The 21,382-nt window shown below is 67.6% G+C and carries 18 protein-coding genes; 5 read left to right on the top strand and 13 right to left on the bottom strand.

Annotated features, from left to right (window positions below; all coding sequences use genetic code 11):
- Nucleotides 1-36: 36 nt before the first annotated feature.
- The 5 genes from A9X01_RS02060 to A9X01_RS02040 all read right to left on the bottom strand — a co-directional run bounded on the left by A9X01_RS02060 (nt 37) and on the right by A9X01_RS02040 (nt 3,921).
- The gene (locus tag A9X01_RS02060; RefSeq protein ID WP_065119082.1) at nt 37-1,275 is read right to left on the bottom strand and encodes a cytochrome P450; all 1,239 of its coding nucleotides are present in this window, start codon (nt 1,273-1,275) and stop codon (nt 37-39) included.
- 2 nt (nt 1,276-1,277) lie between these two features.
- Nucleotides 1,278-1,472: a ferredoxin gene (locus A9X01_RS02055; RefSeq protein ID WP_036365249.1), complete on the bottom strand. Its 195-nt coding sequence runs from the start codon at nt 1,470-1,472 to the stop codon at nt 1,278-1,280.
- Complete coding sequence (locus A9X01_RS02050; RefSeq protein WP_065119063.1) at nt 1,469-2,140, bottom strand: TetR/AcrR family transcriptional regulator; 672 nt, start codon at nt 2,138-2,140, stop codon at nt 1,469-1,471. The genes A9X01_RS02055 and A9X01_RS02050 overlap by 4 nt, the downstream gene beginning before the upstream one ends.
- Before the next feature lie 45 nt (nt 2,141-2,185).
- Nucleotides 2,186-3,022 carry an alpha/beta hydrolase gene (locus tag A9X01_RS02045; protein ID WP_065119081.1) on the bottom strand — a complete coding sequence of 279 codons (837 nt, stop codon included), beginning with the start codon at nt 3,020-3,022 and terminating at the stop codon, nt 2,186-2,188.
- 92 nt (nt 3,023-3,114) lie between these two features.
- A complete protein-coding gene (locus A9X01_RS02040) occupies nt 3,115-3,921 on the bottom strand; it encodes an SDR family NAD(P)-dependent oxidoreductase (RefSeq protein ID WP_065119061.1) in 807 nt (268 codons plus the stop codon).
- A gap of 87 nt (nt 3,922-4,008) precedes the next feature.
- Between A9X01_RS02040 and A9X01_RS02035 the strand changes: the two genes are divergently transcribed.
- From A9X01_RS02035 to A9X01_RS02025, 3 genes are all read left to right on the top strand, one after another.
- Nucleotides 4,009-6,795, top strand: coding sequence for a helix-turn-helix transcriptional regulator (locus A9X01_RS02035; RefSeq protein ID WP_081282154.1), 2,787 nt, complete (start codon nt 4,009-4,011; stop codon nt 6,793-6,795).
- 88 nt (nt 6,796-6,883) lie between these two features.
- On the top strand, nt 6,884-7,654 hold the full coding sequence (locus A9X01_RS02030; RefSeq protein WP_065119060.1) for an SDR family oxidoreductase: 771 nt from the start codon (nt 6,884-6,886) through the stop codon (nt 7,652-7,654).
- Nucleotides 7,655-7,684: 30 nt separating this feature from the next.
- On the top strand, nt 7,685-8,407 hold the full coding sequence (locus A9X01_RS02025) for an SDR family NAD(P)-dependent oxidoreductase (protein ID WP_065119058.1): 723 nt from the start codon (nt 7,685-7,687) through the stop codon (nt 8,405-8,407).
- Nucleotides 8,408-8,414: 7 nt separating this feature from the next.
- On the opposite strand, the gene A9X01_RS02020 is transcribed toward A9X01_RS02025, so the two are convergent.
- Nucleotides 8,415-9,296 (bottom strand): PPE family protein, encoded by an 882-nt coding sequence (locus tag A9X01_RS02020; RefSeq protein WP_065119056.1) that lies wholly within the window; start codon nt 9,294-9,296, stop codon nt 8,415-8,417.
- Nucleotides 9,297-9,431: 135 nt separating this feature from the next.
- Complete coding sequence (locus A9X01_RS02015) at nt 9,432-12,743, bottom strand: helix-turn-helix transcriptional regulator (protein WP_155771876.1); 3,312 nt, start codon at nt 12,741-12,743, stop codon at nt 9,432-9,434.
- Between the two features lie 156 nt (nt 12,744-12,899).
- Between A9X01_RS02015 and A9X01_RS02010 the strand changes: the two genes are divergently transcribed.
- On the top strand, nt 12,900-14,114 hold the full coding sequence (locus tag A9X01_RS02010; protein ID WP_065119055.1) for a serine hydrolase domain-containing protein: 1,215 nt from the start codon (nt 12,900-12,902) through the stop codon (nt 14,112-14,114).
- On the opposite strand, the gene A9X01_RS02005 is transcribed toward A9X01_RS02010, so the two are convergent.
- From A9X01_RS02005 to lpqS, 3 genes are all read right to left on the bottom strand, one after another.
- Nucleotides 14,017-15,291, bottom strand: a complete 1,275-nt coding sequence (locus A9X01_RS02005) for an MFS transporter (protein ID WP_065119078.1) — start codon at nt 15,289-15,291, stop codon at nt 14,017-14,019. The two genes, A9X01_RS02010 and A9X01_RS02005, sit on opposite strands and share 98 nt — an antisense overlap.
- Nucleotides 15,291-16,406 (bottom strand): PLP-dependent cysteine synthase family protein, encoded by a 1,116-nt coding sequence (locus A9X01_RS02000; protein WP_065119077.1) that lies wholly within the window; start codon nt 16,404-16,406, stop codon nt 15,291-15,293. The genes A9X01_RS02005 and A9X01_RS02000 overlap by 1 nt, the downstream gene beginning before the upstream one ends.
- A 166-nt stretch (nt 16,407-16,572) precedes the next feature.
- On the bottom strand, nt 16,573-16,974 hold the full coding sequence (gene lpqS / locus A9X01_RS01995; protein WP_065119054.1) for a putative copper homeostasis (lipo)protein LpqS: 402 nt from the start codon (nt 16,972-16,974) through the stop codon (nt 16,573-16,575).
- Nucleotides 16,975-17,119: 145 nt separating this feature from the next.
- Between lpqS and A9X01_RS01990 the strand changes: the two genes are divergently transcribed.
- Nucleotides 17,120-18,757, top strand: a complete 1,638-nt coding sequence (locus A9X01_RS01990) for a multicopper oxidase family protein (protein ID WP_065119053.1) — start codon at nt 17,120-17,122, stop codon at nt 18,755-18,757.
- Here the strand turns inward: A9X01_RS01990 and A9X01_RS01985 are convergent.
- From A9X01_RS01985 to A9X01_RS01975, 3 genes are read right to left on the bottom strand one after another with little or no spacing between them, the layout of a single operon-like run.
- Complete coding sequence (locus A9X01_RS01985; RefSeq protein ID WP_065119052.1) at nt 18,745-19,584, bottom strand: alpha/beta fold hydrolase; 840 nt, start codon at nt 19,582-19,584, stop codon at nt 18,745-18,747. The genes A9X01_RS01990 and A9X01_RS01985 overlap by 13 nt on opposite strands.
- Entirely contained in the window at nt 19,584-20,573 is a 990-nt protein-coding gene (locus tag A9X01_RS01980) for a cyclase family protein (protein WP_065119051.1), read from the bottom strand. Before A9X01_RS01980 ends, A9X01_RS01985 begins: the two co-directional genes overlap by 1 nt.
- Nucleotides 20,573-21,382: a coniferyl-alcohol dehydrogenase gene (locus A9X01_RS01975; RefSeq protein ID WP_065119050.1), complete on the bottom strand. Its 810-nt coding sequence runs from the start codon at nt 21,380-21,382 to the stop codon at nt 20,573-20,575. Before A9X01_RS01975 ends, A9X01_RS01980 begins: the two co-directional genes overlap by 1 nt.

Raw genomic sequence — 21,382 nt, 5'->3', positions numbered from 1 at the left:
CGTCGACCTTTCACATACTTCTCGGTGGGCTGAGGCTTACCAGGTGACCGGCAACTCGTAGACGCCGTAGGCGAGGCGGTCGTGTTTGAACGGGACCTCGTCAAGCGGGACAGCAAGTTTCAGTGTCGGAATCCGCTGGAACAGGGTGCGGAAGACGATCTGCAGCTCGGCCCGCGCCAATTGCTGGCCGACGCACTGGTGGCGACCGTAGCCAAAGGCGACATTGCGTTCGGCACCGGAGCGATGCAGGTACAGCCGCTCGGGTTCAGTGAATGCCTGTGCATCCCAGTTCGCCGGAGCGAGGTCGATGATGATGCCCTCGCCGGCGCGGATCACCTCGCCGGCGATCGAGATGTCTTCGATGGCGACGCGGCGCTGTCCGTTCTGAATGATGCTGAGGTAGCGCAGGAGTTCTTCGACCGCGTTGGCGACGATCTTGGGATCGTCGGCGTCGCGAATGGCGGGCAGCTCATCCGGATTTTCAAGTAGCGCAAGCACGCCCAGCCCGATCATGTTCGCGGTGGTCTCGTGGCCGGCGACCAGTAACCCGTTGGCCAGCTGGGCTGCCTCCTTCACGCTGAGCTCGCCGGCCTTGACCCGTTCGGCCAGATCGGAGACCGCGTCCTCGGTCGGGTTCTCCATCTTGGCCTCGACCAGCTTGATGATGTACTTGTACAGGCTTATTGCGCCTTTGGTGGCTTCTTCACCGGTGGCGTAGCGAGCCAGCCCGACGTTGGCGTGTTCCTGGAACAGTTCGGCGTCCTCATAGGGCACCCCGAGCAACTGGCTGATCACTAGTGACGGCACCGGCAACGCCAGCGCACTGACCACATCGGCAGGCTGCGGCCCAGCCAGCATGGCGTCGATGTGGTCGTCGGTGATCCGCTGAATGGCCGGCCGCAACCCTTCGACGCGCCGAAAGGTGAACGGCTTGGACAACATTCGCCGGAAGCGCGTGTGCTCCTCACCGTCGGAGGTGAACACCGAGCGGGGGCGCTTGTGCACCGTCGACAACATGCCGGCGTTCCAGTGCGGGAACCCGGGCACCCGGTCGTCGACGCTGACCCGGGAATCGGAGAACAACTCCCGGCACTGCTCGTAACCGGTGATGAGCCACGGGGTACTGCCGTCCCAGATCCGAACCCGCGACAGCGGTTTGGCTTCGGCCAGTGCCATCACGTCCGGGGGCGGTGCGAACGGGCAACCGGCCGCGCGCGGCATCGGATACTCCGGGATGTCCGTGGCGGTGGTGTTATCCGTCAGGGTCTCGGACACGGTCACTCCTCGATCTGGATGGCCAGAGCCGGGCAGAAGGCGGCGGCTTTGCGCGCGCCCTCGGCCTGGTCGGCGGGCGGGTTCGGGTTGAGCAGGACGACGACGCCGTCCTCGTCGCGTTGGTCGAACACCTCGGGCGCGTTCATTACGCAGTTGCCCGATGAAGCGCAGATATCTTGATTGACAGAGACTTTCATCTACCTGACTCTTCATCCGCAACGGTGACGGGTGCCAGCCACAGTCCGACGATCGCGTCGATCAGTCCGGTGGCGGCGGCCCGCCAGGACGGCCGGGGCACCGGGGTACCTTCGGCCAGCGCCCGCTCGAGATCGGCGCAGGTATGCATCAACAGGTTGCGCGCCATGATGTTTCGTTCGAACCGGACATCGACGGGCAAGTCGGGCAGGCAGCTGCTGATCCCGTCGATGACCTGAACCAGCGACGACGAACTCAACGCATCCTTGACGACGATGTTCTGGTAGGCGGGGTCCGTCATGGCCTGGGCGGCGAACCGCGCATACCAGGTGGGATTGCCGAGCGCCTCGAGGTGATCGGTTAACGGCCGGACCAGGCACGCGACCCAGTCCCGCATGCCGGCGGCGGTCGGCAGGGCGGCCACCATCCGTTCGCGTAACTGCTCGACGGGACCCCGGTGCTTGTGTTCGATCGCGCGGACCAGGTCGGCCTTCGTGCCGAAGTGATAGCCGACGGCGGCGTTGTTACCTTGCCCGGCCGCCTCACTGACCTGGCGGTTGGACACCGCGAAGACGCCGTGTTCGGCGAACAGCCGCTCGGCGGCGACCAGGATCGCCTCCTGTGTGGAGCTGGCCCGCTCGCTGCGAACGACCCGGCCGACAGTGGTCATACCGGCCAGTCAACGCCTCGCCCACCGTTAAGTCAAGCGACTGATTTAATTCGCGGTAGCGTTCGGGCCAATGGCCTTCGAAACGTGCTCCGCGATTCGGGCATACGCGCGGCGGGTGACATCCGCGGCACCGGTCATGATGTTGTACCCGTGGTCGACGCCGGACACCTCGTAATACTCGACCAACGCGCCGACGGCCGCGAGCTTGTCCGCATACCTACGGGCCTCGTCGCGGAGCCGGTCGTGTTCGGCCGTGACGATCAAAGCGGGCGCTATGCCCGCAATGCCATTGGCGTTTGTGCCCCACGCCGGCGAAGCCAGCCGATCACGCCGGTGTGCCGGATCCGGGATGTAGGCGGTGTCGAAAACCTTGCCCATCCACGGCTTCATCACCGCCCGGCTCCCAAGCGTGGACGCCTTCTCACCGGTGGGCGTCACCAAATCCAGCGGCGCATAGTGCAGCACCTGCAACGCAATGCGGGGACCGCCGTTCTCCAGCGCGAGGCGGGCTGCGGCGGCGCTCAAGTTGCCGCCGGCGCTCTGACCGCCGACGCAAAGGCGCGTCCCGTCCCAGTCCCGGTCTGCGCTTGCCGCCCACCACACGACGTCGTAAATCTGTTGGGGCGCAGCGGGAAAGCGATGGCCGGGAGCCAAGACGTAGTCGGTGTTGACGACGACCACACCGGTATGGGCCGCCAGGTAGCGACACCACGGGTCGTCCTGTTCGGGATGCCCGACGACGAATCCGCCGCCGTGGACATTGACATAGACAGCCGTCCCGACACCGGCACTGGGCGGGTGGTAGACGGTGGCGGACACCTCGCCATGGCGGGTCGGAATCACGACCCGGGTGGTGCGACCGCCGATTTCGGGAAAGCGCACGGCCGGCTTGGGAGCCGGGTTGATCGTGGCCGCAATGACCCGCGCCACCGTGTCGGCCACCGCCTGTTTCGACAGGATCGACATCGACAGCATCAGTCCCGCTTGCGGGACCGAATCACCTTGCCGGCGACCGTTCCCCCGTCCACCGGAAGCACGATACCGGTGACGTAGCGCGATCGTTCGCCCGCCAGGTACAAGGCGGCCTCCGCGACGTCGTCGGGGGCGCCTTCCCGCTTGAGCGGCCGGTCCTCGCGCATCCCCTGACGAATCCGGGCCTCGAATTGCTCGAGTTCTTCGGGGTCCATGTCTGCTGCCGACGACGCCAAGATCGGCGTGGGGATGTTGCCGGGGGCGATGGCATTGACGCGAATCTCGTGATACGCCAACTCAATTGCCGCCGACTTGGTGAACTGGATGACCGCGGCCTTGGATGCGCGGTACGTCATGACACCCCCGCCGGCCTGGATGCCGCCGATCGAGGTCAGATTGATGATCGATCCCCCGCCATGGGCCGCCATGTGCCGCGCGGCATCGCGGGTGCCGGTCATCACCCCGAGGACGTTGACCGCCATCACGCGGTGGAAGTCGGCGAAATCGTCGTCGAGCAGGCGGCGTAGCGGCCCGGAGACGCCGGCGTTGTTCACCATGATGTGCAGGCCCCCGAACGTCTGCACAGCCGTGGCCACCAGCGCGCTCACCTGTTCGGGATCGGAGACGTCGGTGCGCTGGAAGACGGCATTGGGACCCAGTGCTTCGGCCAGTGCCTGGCCGCCCTCGGTCTGCACGTCGGCGATGACAACCCGCGCGCCCTCGGCGGCGAACCGTTCGGCGATGCCACGGCCCAGCCCCGAAGCCGCACCGGTGACGACGGCAACCCTGTCCGCCAGTTCGTTGACCACTCGTCGAGTTAATCGGCGTCGACCGCATTAAGTCAAGCAGTTGATTTAACACGAAGCTCCGCGCTATCGGTAAGGTCATCCGGCAGGGTGATCACCGATCGGGCGCTTCGTTTACGGGGTCGGCGCGCGGAATGCGCGACGCTGGAACGGTTGATGTCCGCAGCCCGGTCGGGACAAAGCCAGGTGCTGGTGCTGGGCGGTGAAGCCGGCATAGGCAAAACCGCTCTGCTGGATTTCACCGCGGAGCGGGCCGCGGGCTTCCAGACGGCGCGGGTGTCGGGCGTCGAATCGGAGATGGAGCTGGCCTTCGCTGCGCTGCACCAACTGTGTATACCGCTGCAGGACTGGATCGGTGAGCTGCCGACGCCGCAGCGCGACGCACTGGAGATCGCGTTCGGCCGCAGCGCCGGGCCCGCCCCCGACCGGTTCCTGGTCGGGTTGGCGGTGCTCAGTCTGATCGCGGCGGCCGCCGAACGGCAGCCGCTGCTCTTCCTCGTCGACGATGCGCAGTGGATCGATCGGGTGTCGGCCCAGACCTTGGCTTTCGTCGCCCGGCGCCTGATCGCCGAACCCGTCGCGATCGTCTTCGCGGTACGCGACGGACCGGCCGAGGAGCTGGCCGGGTTACCGGAGCTGACCCTGCAGGGGCTGAACGCAGGCGAGGCCCGCGCGTTGCTGGATTCGGCCGTCCTGGGCCGGCTCGACAACGAGGTGCGCGACCGGATCGTCGCCGAAACCCGGGGCAACCCACTGGCCCTGCTGGAGTTGCCGAAAGGGCTGACCGCTGCGGAGCTGGCCGGCGGATTCGGGCCGCCCGATGCGCAACCACTGGTCGGGCAGATCGAGCGCACCTTCCTGCGCCGCATCGAGCAACTGTCCGGCCACACCCAGCAGCTGCTGGTCACGGCCGCGGCCGAGCCAGTCGGCGACGCGGCGTTGTTGATGCGTGCCGCCGCACACCTCGGGCTACCCGATGACGCCGCGGTGGGTGCCCAGGCGGCAGGGCTGATCGATGTCGGAACTCGGGTGCGGTTCCGCCACCCATTGGTGCGTTCGGCCGCCTACCGGGCCGCGGGCCTGATGGAGCGTCGACGCGCACATCGGGCACTGGCCGCGGTCACCGACGGGGACGCCGATCCGGATCGCCGCGCCTGGCATCTGGCGCTGGCCGCCACGGGACCCGACGACTCGGTCGCGGTGCAGCTCGAGCTGTCCGCCGAGCGTGCGCAGGCGCGAGGTGGGGTGGCCGCCGCGGCGGCATTCCTGGAACGGGCCACCCAGTTGACCGCCGATCCGATGCGCCGGTCGGTCCGAGCGCTCGCCGCCGCCCAGGCCAAGTGGGACGCGGCGGCCTTCGACTCCGCCGACGAGCTGCTCACCATCGCGGAGTCCGGCGCCGGGTCTGCGCTGGATGACCTGCAGCGGGCCCGGCTCACCCGGCTGCGCGCCCAGATCGCGTTTGCCCGCAGCCGCAGCGGCGATCCCGAGGCGCCGACCGTCTCCGATTCGGCGGTCGGGCTGCTGGACGCCGCGCGGCAGCTCACCGCGCTGGACAACGCCCAGTCCCGCGAGACCTACCTGGAAGCGGTGGGCGCCGCCTTATTCGGCGGACGGCTGTGTCCGTACGGCGGCATCCGGATGACGGCGGCCGCCGCGCGTACGGCACCGCCCGGGCCCCATCCCGCACGGGCGGTGGACCTGTTGCTGGACGGCATCGCGATCCGGGCCACCGAGGGCCACGCCGCGAGCCTGGTGACGTTGCGCGACGCACTCGCGCTGATCCGTTCCGAAGCCGAGCGCGGCAGCAACGACATCATGCGCTGGTTCTGGCAGGCGTTCCCGATCGTGCAGGAGTCCGCGGCGCACGAACTCTGGGACGACGAGATCTGGCACCAACTGGCCACTCACGCGGTGCGGATGGCCCGTCAGGCCGGTGCGCTCGCCGTCCTGCCACTCGCCCTGGTCTACCGCGCGGGGGTGCATGTCCAGGCCGGTGAGTTCGGCGCCGCCGCAGTCCTCATCGAGGAAGCCGACGCCATCACCACCGCCACCGGCTACGCCCCGGTGAAGTACCACTCGGTGTTGCTGGCGGCGCTGCGTGGCGCGGAATCGGAGGCCCTGCACCTGATCGGGTCGGCCCTGCACGACGGCGTCGCCCGCGGCGAAGGCCGGGTGATCGCCCTGACGAGTTTCGCCACGGCCGTGCTTTACAACGGCCTGGGCCGGTACGAGGAGGCGTGCGCCGCCGCCCGGCGCGCGTGCGAGGACGACGACTTGGGCCTATTCGGATGGTGTCTGGTCGAATTGATCGAATCGGCGGCCCGCAGCGGTGAGCGAGACATCGCCCTGCAGGCTTTGGGCCGCCTGGAAGAGCGTGCCCTGGCCAGCCGAACCGATTGGGCGACAGGCATTTTGGCACGCTCTCGAGCGCTGCTCGCCGACGACCGCCGAGCCGAAGCCCACTACCGGGAGGCGATCGAGAAGCTGGGCAACACCCGGATCGCCGTCCAGCTCGCCCGCGCGCATCTGCTCTACGGGGAATGGCTGCGCCGCTGCAACCGCCGCGTCGATGCCCGCAGCCAGTTGCACACCGCCCACGAGATGTTCACCCGGATGGGTGCCGACGGGTTTGCCGAACGCAGCCGCCGCGAACTGCTGGTGACCGGTCAGAAGGTGAGCAAACGCGCGGCGGCGCCGGCGATGGAACTGACCGCGCAGGAGGCGCAGATCGCGAAGCTCGCCGGCGACGGTCTGACCAACCCGGAGATCGCCGCACAGCTGTTCATCAGCACCCACACCGTGGAATGGCACCTGCGGAAGGTCTTCGCCAAGCTGGGCATCAAGTCACGCCGGCAGCTGCGGCCTACGGACTGACTACGGACTTTCAAGGGTTCACCCCACCCCGTGGCCGGGGGATGCTGAACGTGCCAGTTCATCGGGAGAAACTTGGAAAGGCGTGGCAATGAAGATTTTGGTCGTGGGCGGCACCGGGCTGATCGGGTCGCAGGTGGTCGCCAATCTGACCGGACAGGGGCACGAGGCCATTGCGGCGTCGCCCAGCTCGGGCGTCAACAGCCTTACCGGTGAGGGTGTCGCCGAAGCGATGGCCGGTGTCGACGCCGTCGTCGACGTGTCCAACTCGCCGTCGTGGTCCGACGAAGACGTGCTGAATTTCTTCACCACCTCGACCCGCAATCTGCTGGAGGCCGAGCGCGCCGCCGGCGTGCGCAACCACATCGCGCTCTCGATCGTCGGCCTGACCCGGGCCGGTGACAGCGGCTACATGCGGGGCAAGATCGCCCAAGAGCAGGTGATCACCGAATCGGGGTCGCCCTACACGATCGTCCGGGCGACGCAGTTCTTCGAATTCGTCGACGGCATCGCCGATTCGCTGGCCGACGGTGACACCGTGCGCGCGCCGCACGGGGCCTTCCAACCCATCGCCGCCTCGGACGTCGCCGCGGCCGTGACTCGCGCCGCGACCGCCGAACCGGTCAACGGCGTCGTCAACATCGCCGGGCCGGAGAAGGCCGGCATGGACGACTTCATCCGCAACCGGTTCGCCGCCACCGGCGACCCGCGTCAGGTGGTGACCGACCCGGCCGCCCGCTACTACGGCGCGGTGCTCGACGAGGACACCATCGTTCCCGTCGCCGGGGAAGAAGTGACCATCTATCCCACCCGGTTCAGCGACTGGATGGCCGCGAGCGTGGCCAGCGGCACCGCCCGCTAGTCGGTGCGCGCCGCCCCGGAGGTGAATCGGATGGAACTGATCGACCACACCGCGGTCGTTACCGGCGGTACGGCGGGCATCGGGCTGGAGGCGGCCCGACTGCTCGCCAGCGAGGGCGCCACGGTCATCATCTCGGGCCGGGACCCGGTCCGAGGTGAGCTGGCCGCCGAAGCCATCGGGCCGAACGCTCGGTTCGTAAAGACCGATATGGCCGACGCCGAGTCGGTGCAAGCCCTGGTACAGCAGTGCGGCGACGTCGACATCATCGTCAACAACGCCGCCAGTTTCCCATCCGCGCTGACCGTCGATCAGGACATGCCCAGCTTCGAGACGATGTTCGACACCAACGTCCGGGGCGCTTACTTCCTGGTCGCGGGTTTGGTGCCGGGCATGCTGGAGCGGGGCCGGGGCAGCATCGTCAACGTCACCACCATGGTCGCCGCCAAGGGCGTGGCAGGGGCCTCGGGCTACAGCGCTTCCAAGGCCGCACTGGAATCTTTGACCCGCACGTGGGCCGCCGAGTTCGGCGCCAGCGGCGTGCGGGTGAACAGTGTGGCTCCCGGCCCCACCCGCACGCCCGGTGTCGCCGCCGAATGGGGCGAGGTGAACGAGGAACTCGGCAAGGCGCTCCCCCTGGGCCGCACCGCCCACCCGGCGGAGATCGCCGAGGCGGTGCTGTTCCTCAGCTCACCTCGGGCCAGCTTCATCACCGGCTCGACGTTGCATGTCGACGGCGGCGGCTCGGCGGTCTGATCGGCGATCAGGCGATCGCGCGCACTGCGCCCATCGCCACCGCGCCCCAACTGGGCGGCACCACCAACCGCCCGACCACCACACCGCGACCCACGGCCAGCTTCATGTCGGGCTGCGCAGGCATCTTCGGCCGTGCCGAGGTGCCCGAGGAAGTCATGCTCCGCGACGAACTGATCGCCGAGGCGAAGGCGCTCATCGGGGAGGCGAACTTGCACTGCCGCAGCAGCCTGGCGATCCCGGAGGTCACCGCGGCCGACCGGACCGGTCCGGCCAGGCTGCGCAGCGCTTGGGGCACCGCCGGCATCGCGGGCGCCAACATGGCCGGGGTGCCATCGCCTTCGTCGGAACCCATCAGTGCCGGCATGTTGTAGCCCAGCGCGGGCGGCGTCAGCGACGGAAGGGTGGCGGCCGCGGCCGAGGCGGCGGCATAGCGGTACATCGCTGCGGCGTCCTGTGCCCACATCTCGCCGTAGTCGGCTTCCAGGGACGCAATCGCCGGTGTGGACTGGCCGGTCGCGTTGGTGGCGCTCAACGCCGCCACGCGAGCGCGGTTGGCGTCGATGACCGACGGCGCGATGGTGGCTGCCAGCGCGTCATCGAACGCGCCGGCCGCGGCCCTGGCCTGACTGGCGATCTCTTCGGCCTGGGCGGCGGTACGCGTCAGCCACCGCAAATAGGGCGCGGTGGCGTCGGCCATCGCATCCGCGGCGCAACCCTGCCATCCGTCGGCCGCCAGGGCGGCGACGGTTGACCGGTAGGCATTCACGGTTCCGTAGAGTTCGTCGGCCAATCGGTCCCATGCGTGCGCGGCCTCCAGCATCGACCGGGAGCGGGAACCCGCATACATCCGGCCGGAGTTGACCTCCGGTGGCAACGCACCGAAATCCATGGTTCACCTCACCGCGCGCTGGACGCGTTCACCTTTCGTTAACCTTATGTTAAGGCCCAGTTGAGCAGCTGTTGGCGAAGCCGACGAAATTCACATGGAATTCGAATGAGTCCGTTATGTGACCTCGGCGCGTCGTCAGGCGTCGGCGCTGCGGCGCGCGGTTTCGCGGGCCAGCTGCAGCCGGGAGGTGAAGCCGAGTTTTGTGTACATGTGGGTCAGATGCGCCTGGACCGTGCGCGGTGAGATGAACATCCGCTCGGCGATGTCCTTGTTCGCCAGTCCCTCGCTGACCAGGCGAGCCACCTCGAGCTCGGTGGGGGTCAGCGACGCCCAACCGATGGCGGGCCGCTTGCGTTCGCCGCGCCGCCGCAGCGCATAGCCGATGGCATCGTCGACGGAAAGCGCCGCGCCGGTATCATAGGACGCCTGAAATTCAATGTCCCCCAATGCTTTCCGACATTGCTCGCACGCCGAGGCGTATGCGGGCTGATACATGGGAAAGCGCAGCTCGCCGACGCGGGCACGTTGGGCGTCCGCCGCCCCGAGCAGCCGGGCGGCCTCGGCGTGGCTGCCGGCGTCCGCCGCCAGCCGGGCCAGGACCTCCAGAGCCGCCGGGACGCCGAGCCGGGCCTGATTGTCGATGGCCGTCGTCAGCGCCTGAAGGGCGTCGCGGCGGGCCTGATCATTGTCGCCGCGGTCCGCGGCGATGTGCGCGCGGACGGTTAACGCGAGCAGGCGGTGCCAGCCTTCGAGCGTGGTGACCGCCTCGTCGGCCAATTGCTGCGCCTTGGCGAGGTCGCCCTCGACGTGCGCGCACAGGGCGACGGCGCTGGCGGCCACGGTGCCTCGGTGAACAGCGGGATGGTCCCAGACCTTTGCGCCGATCGCGCTCGCGGCTTCGGCGTCGCCCTCGGCCACGGCCGCAACGGCCAGCACGGTTGCGGCCGCGAGTTCCAGCATCGCGTCGATCTCGGCCCCGGCGGCCACCGCCGCGTGGCCCGCGTCCCGGGCCGCGGCGACATCCCCGCGGTATGCCAGGGCGCACCCCATGCTGATCAGGCACAACATGCCACCCAGAATGTTTCCGTCGGTTTTGCAGTCGGCGTGCACGTTGCGGAAGGTGTCCACGGCGCCGTCCAGATCCGCCCGAAACATCTGGGACATGCCCACACTCCAGCGGCACCAGTGCTCGTTCAGCCAGTCACCGAGCGCACCGGCGACTTCCGCGCCTTCGCGGCCGAGGTCCTCGGACGCGACCGGGTCGCCGGCCATGGCAGCGAGGTACGCCTGCCTACCCAGGATCTGACTGAGCCGCCAGTCATCACCAATCGCCCGGACCAGGTCGATCGCTTCGGTGAAATACCCTGCCGCCGAATCGAATTCGAGATTGGCGATGCAACCGCATGCGGTAAGAGTGCGTGCCAGCAGGGTGGGGTCCCCCAGCTCGCGTGCGGTTTCCAGGGCGCGGTGCACCTGCTCGACACTGTCGGTCGCCGCGGTGAAGGAATCCAGCACGGCCTTGTCCGCGATGGCGCGGGCATATATCGCCGGGTCGACGCCAGCCGGATCGACGTCGGCACGGTTGAGCACCGAATTGAACCACGAGAGGCCCTCGCGCAACCGGCCGCGACCTTGCCACAGCGGTTGCAATAAGGACGCCAGCTGCAACGCCTGTTCACACTCGGCGTTGTCACAGCAGTGGGCGAATGCGGCCCGCACGTTGTCGAGATCTGACTCGACGCGGGCGACCCGGTCCCGAAAGTCGTTGCGCGTAGGGGTATCCAGCGCGGTAGCCAGCACGGCGTAGTGGTCCCGGTGCCGACGACACACCGCCGCGGCGTCGCCGGACTCATTGAGCCTTTCCAAGCCGTACTCGCGGATCGTTTCCAGCATGCGATAGCGCGCTCGGTCGGCGACGTTGTCGGCCTGCACCAGTGACTTGTCCACCAGCAGGGTCAGCTGGTCGAGCACCTGATAGCGCTGCACACCCTCGCCCCCGCACACCGATACAGCGGCGTCGAGGTCGAAACCACCTGCGAATACCGCCAATCGACGAAAGAGCACGCTCTCCGCCTCGGTGAGCATCGAATGCGACCAGTCCACCGAAGCCCGCAGGGTCTGCTGCCGCCGGACGGCCGTGCGCGCGCCACCGGTGAGCAGCTGGAAACGGTCCTGCAAGCTGTCCCGGATGTCGGCCGCCGACAACGCCCGCATCCGGGCGGCGGCCAACTCGATGGCGAGCGGCATCCCGTCCAGCCGCCGACAGATCTCGGTGACCGCGTCGACATTGGTCTCGGTGATGACGAACTCGGGCCGAACGTGGCGGGCGCGGTCGGTAAACAACGCGATGGCGTCGTCGGCCATCCCGAGCGAAGGAACCTGCCAGTTCACCTCTGCCGCGGTGCGCAGTGGTTCGCGACTGGTGGCCAGTATCCGCACCGCGGGGCAGCGACCCAACAGCGAATCCACCAATGCCGTAACCGCTTCGCGCACATGCTCGCAGTTGTCCAGCACGATCAACGTCGGGTTGTCGGCAATGCGTGCCACGAGGGTGTCAGCGACAGACCGGCCGGGTTGATCGGGCAGGCCCAGGGCTTGGGCGACCGCCCCCTCCACCAGGGCGGGGTCGTTGATCGGGACGAGATCGACATAGTGGATCGGGCCGCCGACGCCCTTGGTGAGATGTGTTGCCAACTCGACGGCCAACCGGGTCTTGCCGACGCCGCCCGCGCCGGTCAGGGTCACCAGCCGATGCTCGTTGACCAGCCGCGTGAGCTCCGCGATTTCGGCGCTGCGCCCGACAAAGCTGGTCAGCGGTATCGGAAGCGGTTGAGCGGCAGCGCTATCCGATGATCGGAGCGGCGGGAATTCGACGCGCAGGTCGGGATGGCACAGCTGGACGATGCGCTCGGGCCGAGCCAGGCCACGGAGTTGGTGCGTGCCGAGCTCGGTCAACCACGCCCCATCAGGCAGATGATCGACCACGACCTGCTCGGTGGCCGCGGTAAGCACGGTCTGGCCGCCGTGTGCCAGGTCGCGCACCCGGGCGGCCCGATTGATGGTGGGTCCCATGTAATTGGCACCATCGCGGAGCTGAATCTCGCCGGTGTGCACCCCGATTCGCATCCGCAGCGGAGCCAGCGGTGCGCGCTGCAACGCCAGCGCACAACACGCGGCGTCGCTGGCGCGGGCGAACGCGACGACGAAGCTGTCCCCCTCGCCCTGCTCGACCGGGCGCACCCCGTGGTGGGCGTCCACCAGCTCGGCCAGGGTCGTGTCCAGGCGCGCCACCGCTTCGGTCATCTCGGCGGGATGGTTCTGCCACAACGCAGTGGATCCTTCGATGTCTGCCAGCAGCAGGGTCACCGTACCGGTCGGCAGTTCGCTCACGCCCAACTCGCTCCAGTTCAGCGGCGCCGTGTCCACGCGGGAATCAGATTCACCCATGCTAGCCAGCCTGCGCCGCGTCGTGATCCGCAACATCGGCGGATATGCGTAGAAAAATCACCCGCTCACCGCGGTGGCGATTTACGCGATCCGGCCAATGCGCCGCGGCCGGCGCCGACCGCATAGTCGCAGAACCAACCACAGAGGAGATCAACCATGACCCGACAAATCTGCGATACCGCAGTCGACGCCGTCATCGCCGGACATTACGACCCGCGCTTCGCCGACCTGGCCGCAGGCCTCGCCGACGAGCTGTCCACCGGCGGAGAACTCGGCGCCGCCATTGCGGTCGACATCGACGGCGAGACGGTCGTCGACATCTGGGGCGGCTACGTCGACCGCGCCAAGACCAGGCAGTGGAACGCCGACACGATCGTCAACGTCTTCTCCAGCACCAAGAACGTCACCGCGCTGGCGGCGTTGCTGCTCATCGACCGCGGTGACCTCGACCCGTACGCGCCCGTCGCCCGTTATTGGCCGGAGTTCGCCGCGAACGGCAAGGAAGGCATCGAGGTCCGCCACGTGCTGAGCCACACCTCGGGGGTGTCTGGCTGGGAGCTGCCGTTCACCATCGAAGATGTTTACGACTGGGAGAAATCCACCGCTCATCTCGCCGCGCAGGCACCTTGGTGGCAGCCCGGCACCGCATCCGGCTACCACGCGGTGAATATCGGCCACCTGGTCGGTGAGATCGTCCGCCGCATCACCGGCATGACGCTCAAAGAGTTCGTGCGCGAGGAGATCGCCACCCCGCTGGGCGCCGACATCCAGATCGGCGCCCGCCCCGAGGATGACAGCCGTATCGCCGAATTGATCCCGCCACCACCGCTGGACATCCCATTGGACGCGGTGCCCGAGGACCATCCGATGCGGAAGACCTTCGGCATGCTGGCACCCACCGGTGAGGCCGCGCTGCTGGCGCAGAGCACGGGGTGGCGGCGCGCAGACATCGGGGCGGCCAACGGCCACGGCAACGCCCGTGCCCTGGTACGGGCCCTTTTTCCGATTTCCTTGGGCGGCAGGGCCAATGGGCGGCAGTTCCTGAGTCCGAGCACGGTCGACCTGATCTTCACCGAGCAGGCCAACGGCATAGATTTGGTGATGGGCATGCCGGCGCGCTGGGGTATCGGGTATGCGTTGCCGAAAGCCGAAGCGGTGCCCGATATTCCGGCGGGTCGCATCTGCTACTGGGGTGGCTGGGGTGGATCCATGGCGGTCATGGACCTCGACCGGCGGGTGACCTTCGCCTATGTGATGAACAAGATGGGCCAGGTCACTTCGGCCGGATCGGACCGTACCCAGCGCTACACCCGGCTGATCTATCAAGCTCTCGATCGGATCTGTCCAAGCGGCGCAGCCCCGCAATCGTGACCGTGCCCAGCAATATCAGAGCGCCCCAAGCCATTTCGTCGGCGTCGTACCGGTGCGCGACATCCATCAGGGCGCCAACCGCGAGGTTGCCCGCCAAGATCCCCACCCCGACGATCGTGCTGTAGAACCCGTAGTGCGTCGCGACCAGTCTGTCCCGCGACAGGGTCACCACGGTGCGCATTTCGAAGGGATACAACGCGGCCGAGGCGATCGCGAGCAAGCCGGCTGAGAGCAGCAGTGCCGTCACCCCGGCGGCCGTGCCGAACCGCTGACCGTTCGGCACCACGGCGAGCGGCACGAAGGACGCCGCCAGGATTCCCGCGCCGACAACGAGACTGCGGGCCGGCTCCCAGCGCTCGGCGAACCATGCGGTGATGCGCAGTTGGCCGGCGATTGCGACCAGTCCCGAAACCGCGAATACCGCTGCCACGACCGGCGCTTGCCGCCCCGGCACCAAGAGTGACGCCTGCATCGGAAGTGCCAGGTAGATCTGGAATGACAGGACATAGGCGCCGGACATTGCCGCGGCGAAGGCGAGGAACCGCCGATTGCGGATTACCGTACGCCAATCGTGTAGGACCGAGCCCCGCTCCGCGCTGGGTTCGACCGTGCGCTGGGGCAGCGCCCGTAGCTGCGCCACCGTCAGCACGGCGAACACCGTCGCCGCGGTCAAGACGGTCGCGCGGAAGTCCACTGTCAGCAGGGCCAATCCCGCCAGCGGACCCAGTAGGATTCCCGCCTGGTAGAAGACGTTGAACGTCGCGAACGCGTCGACCTTGCGCTCACCGGAGTCGGCTGCGACGTAGGCGCGCACCGCGGGATTGAACAGCGCCCCGGCGAAACCCGTGGCGGCCGCCGCGATCAGCAGGCTGGGCAGGGATTGTGCGACGGCCAGCAGAGCGAACCCGCCGGTGCGCAGCAGGCATCCGGCGACGATCAGGGGCTTGTAACCGAACCGGTCGGCGAGCGTGCCGCCCACGAAGAACATGCCCTGCTGCGAGAAGTTGCGTACGCCCAGGACCAGACCGACCGCCCACGCCGCCAGCCCTAGGGGGCCGGAAAGGTAGTCGGCCAGATACGGCATCAACAGGTAGAAGCCGAAGTTGATGCCGAACTGGTTGACCATCAGCACCCGGGTGGGTCGATTGAAGCTGCGAAACTGCGCCAGCAATCCCATCAGGCCACCGTCCGCACCGGGTTGACCACCGCGGTGGTTCGCGTCCAACGGCTCACCACGGCGTCCGCCGGCGAGGCGATGTAATCGGGCTCGGTGGCCGGGCGTCCGCCCAGTATCCCGCGCTCGGCGCAGTACTCGTCGTTGTAGACGGTGTCGAAATACCGCTGCGGGCCATCCGGGAAGACCGCGGCGATCGTCGTGTCGGGCGACAGCGTGCGCGCGGCCCACCCGGCGACCAGCGCGACCGCCCCGACACTCCACCCGCCGCTGGCGAAATGGGTGGCCGCCATGTTGCGCGCGGCCCACACCGCCTCGGCGGGAGCAACCCAGTGCACCTCGTTGAATGCGCCGTAGTCGACGTTGTCGGGATAGATGCTCGAACCCAAGCCGCGCATCACGCGGTTGGCTGCGGGCTGCCCGAAGATGGTGGACCCGATGGTGTCCACGCCGATCAGCCGCAGGTTGGGGTTGAACTCCCGCAGGACCCGCGCCACCCCGGCCGAATGGCCGCCGGTGCCCACCGAGCACACCAGGACGTCGATACGGCCGAGCTGAGACACCAACTCCAGGGCCAATGTTCGGTAGCCGTCGACGTTGTCGGGGTTGCTGTACTGGTTGGGATTCCAGGCGCCGGCCTCGGTGGCGAGCAGCTCGCTGACCCGGTCCTTGCGGGCCTGCTGCCAGCCGCCGACCGGATGCGACTCGGTGACCATGTCCACCCGGGCACCGTAGGCGGTCAGCATCCGCGCGATGATCGGCTCCAGACCCGGGTCGGTCACCAGGGTGACCGGATGCCGATACACGTTGCCGGCCAGTGCCAGACCCAATCCCAGTGTGCCGCTGGTTGACTCGATGATCGAGCCGCCCGGGGCCAGGTCACCGCGAGCGCGGGCACGTTCCACCATGTGCAACGCGGGACGATCCTTCATGCCGCCGGGGTTGAATCCCTCCAGCTTTGCCCAGAATCCGCGGCCGGTAGCGCCGACCGGACTTGTCTCTCCGGAGACCCACAGCACCGGGGTATTGCCAACCATGGTGTCGGGCTGATGGTTCCGGGCCGGGACCGGGCGAGAGCCCTGGGGAACAAGCCGGTACCGGTCGCGGTTGGGGCGCATCGTGGTGAGGTGTGCACGGTTGGAAATGCGCAGGTCTTCAACGTTCATCAGAAAGTTCATTGGTTCCGTCGCTTCTGCATCGGTGCCGGCAAGGAGTGCGCGGCATGGCTGGGGTCAGCGGTCACCGGCCACGGCGGCATAGCCGCCACGGCTTGGCGCTGACCACTCAGCGACGAGCCAGGCAGTAGCGGGTCAGCAAGTCCTGTCCGCGGGTGGAGGAATCCAGCGCCCCGGGCGGAGCGCGTCCCGTCGACTCGGCCGGGTGAGCGTGCGCGACCACGATGCCCGCAACCGGCGGTACCGACGCAGGCGTGAAGGTCGTTGCATCCGAACGTGATAGCGGAACGGCCACCATGTCCAGTGGGCACGGCGGTGTCGAGTTGTCGGAGAAGTGCGCGTGATCGGCGTTGACCGTGAACTCACCGCCTACCGCGGCCGCCAACGGGTGCGGCGCATGCGGCGCGTGGTGCTGCGCATGCGGCAACCAGCACTGGACGACCACCACCGCCACCAACCAGGCGACGGCGGCAAGGACCGCCATTCGCATCGATCGGCGACGCAGGTTCATGGCGCACACTGTATACCCCCCATGGGTATAGTGTAAAGAGGGTTCCGGCAAACCGGTGCCCGCCGTTCGGGTTGCGGTATGCTGCCGCGCTGAGCAGGGTGGAAGGCGTTTGGTTCGACGAATCGACGTAGACGAGGAGCAGTCCATGCCGGCGCAGCCGACCAGCGGTTACCCCTCAGACAGCGTTCGCTTCACCAGGCGCGGCTTCCTCGCGGCCGGTATCGCCGGCGGATTCGCGCTGGCCGCCTGCGGCCACAAGACGCAAATGTCCCGCATGGCGGCCGCAATCGCGGCGGCCGAGGCCGAGCGTCCACACAGTGGCCGGACGGTGACCACCAGCCTGACGCCCCAACCCGCACGGGTAGACATCGGTGGACGGATCGTCGACACGTTCGCCTACGGCGACGCCGTCCCGGGCCCGTTGATTCGGGCGACCGTCGGCGACGAGGTCGTGGTCTCGGTGACCAACAAGCTCGATCGCCCGACATCGGTGCACTGGCACGGCATCGCGTTGCGCAACGACATGGACGGCGCCGAACCCGCCACCCCGAACATCCCCGCCGGAGGGGACTTCACCTACCGGTTCTCGGTGCCCAATGCCGGCACCTACTGGGCCCACCCGCACACCGGCTTGTCCGCGGACAAAGGGCTGTATCTGCCCTTCATCGTTGACGATCCGACCGAACTGGGCCGCTACGATGCCGAATGGATTGTCATCCTTGATGATTGGACCGACGGCGTCGGCAAGTCCCCACAACAGCTCTATGACGCGCTCGTCGATCCCAACAAGCCGACGATGCAGCCTCCCCCACCCACCACCACAACGCCGACGTCCCCGACGACCACTGCTTCAACGACCACGACGCCAACCACGACGACGAGTGCGCCCACCACGGCGACGACTTCGGCAAGCCCGACGAACGGGATGCCCGAGATGCCGGGGATGGGCGGAACGGGCGAGGTCGGTACCAGCGACCTGCTCGGTGGTGACGCCGGTGACATCGCCTACCCGTATTACCTGATCAACGGTCGAATCCCCGAGGCGGCCACCACATTCAACGCCCAGCCGCGGCAACGCATCCGGATCCGCATCATCAACGTCGCGTCCGATACCGCGTTCCGCGTCGCGTTGGCGGGACACTCGATGACGGTCACCCACACCGACGGTTATCCCGTGGTTCCCGCTCGGGTCGACGCCCTGCTGATCGGGATGGCCGAACGCTACGACGTCGTGGTGACGGCGGCCGACGGCGTGTTCCCGTTGGTCGCATCCGCCGAAGGTAAGAACGCGCTGGCGCGCGCCCTGCTGGTCACCGGCAAGGGCAGTCCGCCCGACCCGCAGTTCAGGCCGGACGAACTGAACAAGCGGGTCGGCGTCGTCGACATGTTCACGGCGGCGACCTCCGTCAACCTGGGTCGCCCCGACCCCAACCTCGACCTGCCGGTAGTCCTCGGTGGCACGATGGCCAAGTACGACTGGATCATCAACGGCGAGCCGTACAGCAGGACCAAACCGTTGCACGTGCGGGAAGGCGAGCACCCGACCCTCACCTTCGACAACACCACGATGATGTGGCACCCGATCCACCTGCACGGACACACTTTTCAGGTGATCAACAGCGACGGCACCCTCGGTGCCCGTAAGGACACCGTCATCGTGTTGCCCAAGCGCAAGCTCCAGGCGGTGCTGATCGCCGACAATCCTGGGACGTGGGTGATGCACTGCCACAACACCTATCATCAGGAAGCGGGCATGATGACCCGGCTGGACTACGTCTTCTGAGACCGCGGCACGGCGCCGAAGAAATCCAGCAGCAGCTCGTTGACCACCGCGGCCTGTTCGATCTGCGGGCAGTGGCCGGCGCTGGGAACCACCACCGGACGCGCCCCGTCGATCTGGTCGGCAATCTGCGCGGCCCAGCCCGGCGGAAGCAGTTTGTCGCCGCCGCCCTCGACGACCAGCGTCGGCACCCCGATCCGGTGGTACGGACGCGCGCTTGACGGCGTCGCAGGCGCAGCTGCATTGGGACGCCGGAACCGGGCCGCAGCCACCGCTTCCCACGCACCCGGGGCGGTGCTGGACGTATAGCGGCGCCACACATAATCGGCGTCGGCCGGATAGGCGGGTTCGTAGAACAGCGCCTCGACGATGTTGCGCATCGCCGGCAACGTGGCGTCATACTGCTGCAAGGCATCGAAGTGGTGGTTCTGCCGAATCTCCCCGCCACCGCAGATGATCGCCATGCTGCGCACCGGCAACAGCGGCGCATCCGACGTCGTGTCCGTGAGTAGATTGATGGCGCCCATCGAGTTTCCGGCGAAGTGCGCTGACTCGACGCCGAGCAGCTGGCAGAACCGGGCGACATGCCGGATTCGCATCGCCCTGCTGTTGACGAAGTCGATGACCTTGGCCGACTGGCCGAAGCCGAGCTGATCCGGCGCCAGCACCCGGTAGCGCACGGCGAGCGCGGGTATCGTCCGCTCCCAGCCTAATTCGGCGCTGGCGCCGAATTCACCGCCGTGCAGCAGCACCACCGGGTCACCTTCGCCGGCCTCCAGGTAGCTGGTGTTCAGGCCGTCGACCTCGATGGTCCTGTGGTGTATCTCCATCACTTGATCGCGATCGGATTCACCGGCGAGCCCACCGCGCCGGTGAATCGCAACGGCGGTGCTATCAGCTGGAATTCGTAGACGCCGTCCGCGGCGCAGTCGGCGGCGAGCGCGGCCAGGTCCCAATACTCGCCGAGCATCAGACCCATGTCACGCAGGCAGAGCAGGTGGAAAGGCAGGAACAGGCCGTCAACGCCGGACACCGGATCCTCGACCTGTAGGTTGTCGGACGCGATGGCGGCGACGTCGTGGTCGTGCAGCCATTGCGCGCAGCGCCAATCCAGGCCGGAATATGGCTCCACCTTGTCACCGGTAAGCAGAAACCTTGTCCACCAGCCGGTTCGGACCAGCACGATGTCACCGCTCTCGATCGTCACGCCCTGCGCGCGGACAACGTCGTCCAGCTCCTCCGGGGTGATCGGGTTGCCGTGTTCGAGGAACACCTCGGCGCCGCGATGGCGCACCAGATCGAGCAGCACACCACGGGACGTGATGCCTTTGACGTCGACCTTGTCGATACCGCAGTGGAATGCGCCCAGGCTGGTCACCGAATCGGCCGGGAAGCCGTTGTAGAGCCGGTCCTCATAGTACACGTGGGACAACGCATCCCACTGCGTGGCGGCCTGCAGCGGCATGATGATCATGTCATCGTTGAAGCGAAACGGATTGTCGGCGAGGTAACCGCTCAACTGGGCCGCGGTCGGATTCTTCTCCCACCCGGGCCCGTACTGCAGCAATGAGTTCGCGTCTCCCCCGTCGACGGTCATCACATGCACCGGATTGTGCCGGAAGCCAAAGGCCCCTTGGGGTCCCGACGATCCGAAGTCCACACCCAGCGGGAAGACCTTGCCGTGGCGCACCAGGCTTGCCGCCTGCCGAACCTTCTCAGGGGTGATGAAGTTCAGGGTGCCGAGTTCGTCGTCATCGCCCCATCGGCCCCAGTTGCTGACGTCCTTGGCGACCCGGCGAAAATCCGCCATCGCGGCCATCAGGCCTCCTCGAGTTCACGGGCGATGGCGGCACCGACGTTTCCGCCGTCGACCCAGACGACTTGGCCGGAAATATAGCTTGCGGCGGCGCTATTCAAGAACAGCAGCACGGCGGCTTGTTCCGCCGGATTGGACACCCGGCCCAGTGGCTTGGGGATGTCATCGAGGAACGCCGGCCCGTACGCGGTCCGCAGCTGGTCCAGGATCGGTGTTTCGGTGACGCCGGGGCCGGTGCAATTGATCCGGATGCCGCGAGCCCCGAGCACCACGGCATTTCGCATGGTGTAGAGGATGACCGCTTCCTTGGCCAGTTGATAGCCGGTGCCCAACGTGTCCGGGTGACGCTGCGCCCATTCGGCGCCTTCCTGCATCGTCGCGGTGCGCAGCAGCGGGGCGACGTCGCGCAGGTGTTCGTGGTAGCCGGCCGCGGCCAGTGAGGACACGCTGACGATCGACGATCCCGCGGTCATTGTTGGGATCACCGCCTCGGTCAGGTGGCGCAAGCCGAGAAAGTTGACGGTGAGGACAAGCTGCGGGTCGCCGACTCCCGAGGAGACGCCCGCGACGTTGAACAGCGCGTCGACGGGCCCCCCGACGGCTGCGACGGCTTGGTCGATCGATGCCGGGTCGGCCAGGTCGACTTCATGAAAAGCGTTGAGCTCGACCGCGGGTCGCCGTTTGTCCAGTCCCACCACCTCGGCACCCAGCTCGGTCAGCCCGGAGACCACGTGTGCGCCGATGCCCGAGGCGCACCCGGTCACCACGGCACGACGGCCGTCGTAGCGCCACAGCTCGTCGTATCGGGTCAA

This window comes from Mycobacterium asiaticum, assembly GCF_001668675.1.
Classification (GTDB): Bacteria; Actinomycetota; Actinomycetes; order Mycobacteriales; family Mycobacteriaceae; genus Mycobacterium; species Mycobacterium asiaticum_D.
Note: the sequence above shows the minus strand (reverse complement) of the source record. Positions and strands in the feature narration are given on the sequence as shown.

Bases quoted from the DNA above. Each gene is read 5' to 3' on its own strand.
- A9X01_RS02055 (WP_036365249.1), bottom strand. From the start codon at position 1,472: ATGAAAGTCTCTGTCAATCAAGATATCTGCGCTTCATCGGGCAACTGC.
- A9X01_RS02050 (WP_065119063.1), bottom strand. From the start codon at position 2,140: ATGACCACTGTCGGCCGGGTCGTTCGCAGCGAGCGGGCCAGCTCCACA.
- A9X01_RS02030 (WP_065119060.1), top strand. From the start codon at position 6,884: ATGAAGATTTTGGTCGTGGGCGGCACCGGGCTGATCGGGTCGCAGGTG.
- A9X01_RS02025 (WP_065119058.1), top strand. From the start codon at position 7,685: ATGGAACTGATCGACCACACCGCGGTCGTTACCGGCGGTACGGCGGGC.
- A9X01_RS02020 (WP_065119056.1), bottom strand. From the start codon at position 9,296: ATGGATTTCGGTGCGTTGCCACCGGAGGTCAACTCCGGCCGGATGTAT.
- A9X01_RS02015 (WP_155771876.1), bottom strand. From the start codon at position 12,743: ATGGGTGAATCTGATTCCCGCGTGGACACGGCGCCGCTGAACTGGAGC.
- A9X01_RS02010 (WP_065119055.1), top strand. From the start codon at position 12,900: ATGACCCGACAAATCTGCGATACCGCAGTCGACGCCGTCATCGCCGGA.
- A9X01_RS02005 (WP_065119078.1), bottom strand. From the start codon at position 15,291: ATGGGATTGCTGGCGCAGTTTCGCAGCTTCAATCGACCCACCCGGGTG.
- A9X01_RS02000 (WP_065119077.1), bottom strand. From the start codon at position 16,406: ATGCGCCCCAACCGCGACCGGTACCGGCTTGTTCCCCAGGGCTCTCGC.
- lpqS (WP_065119054.1), bottom strand. From the start codon at position 16,974: ATGAACCTGCGTCGCCGATCGATGCGAATGGCGGTCCTTGCCGCCGTC.
- A9X01_RS01990 (WP_065119053.1), top strand. From the start codon at position 17,120: ATGCCGGCGCAGCCGACCAGCGGTTACCCCTCAGACAGCGTTCGCTTC.
- A9X01_RS01985 (WP_065119052.1), bottom strand. From the start codon at position 19,584: ATGGAGATACACCACAGGACCATCGAGGTCGACGGCCTGAACACCAGC.
- A9X01_RS01980 (WP_065119051.1), bottom strand. From the start codon at position 20,573: ATGGCCGCGATGGCGGATTTTCGCCGGGTCGCCAAGGACGTCAGCAAC.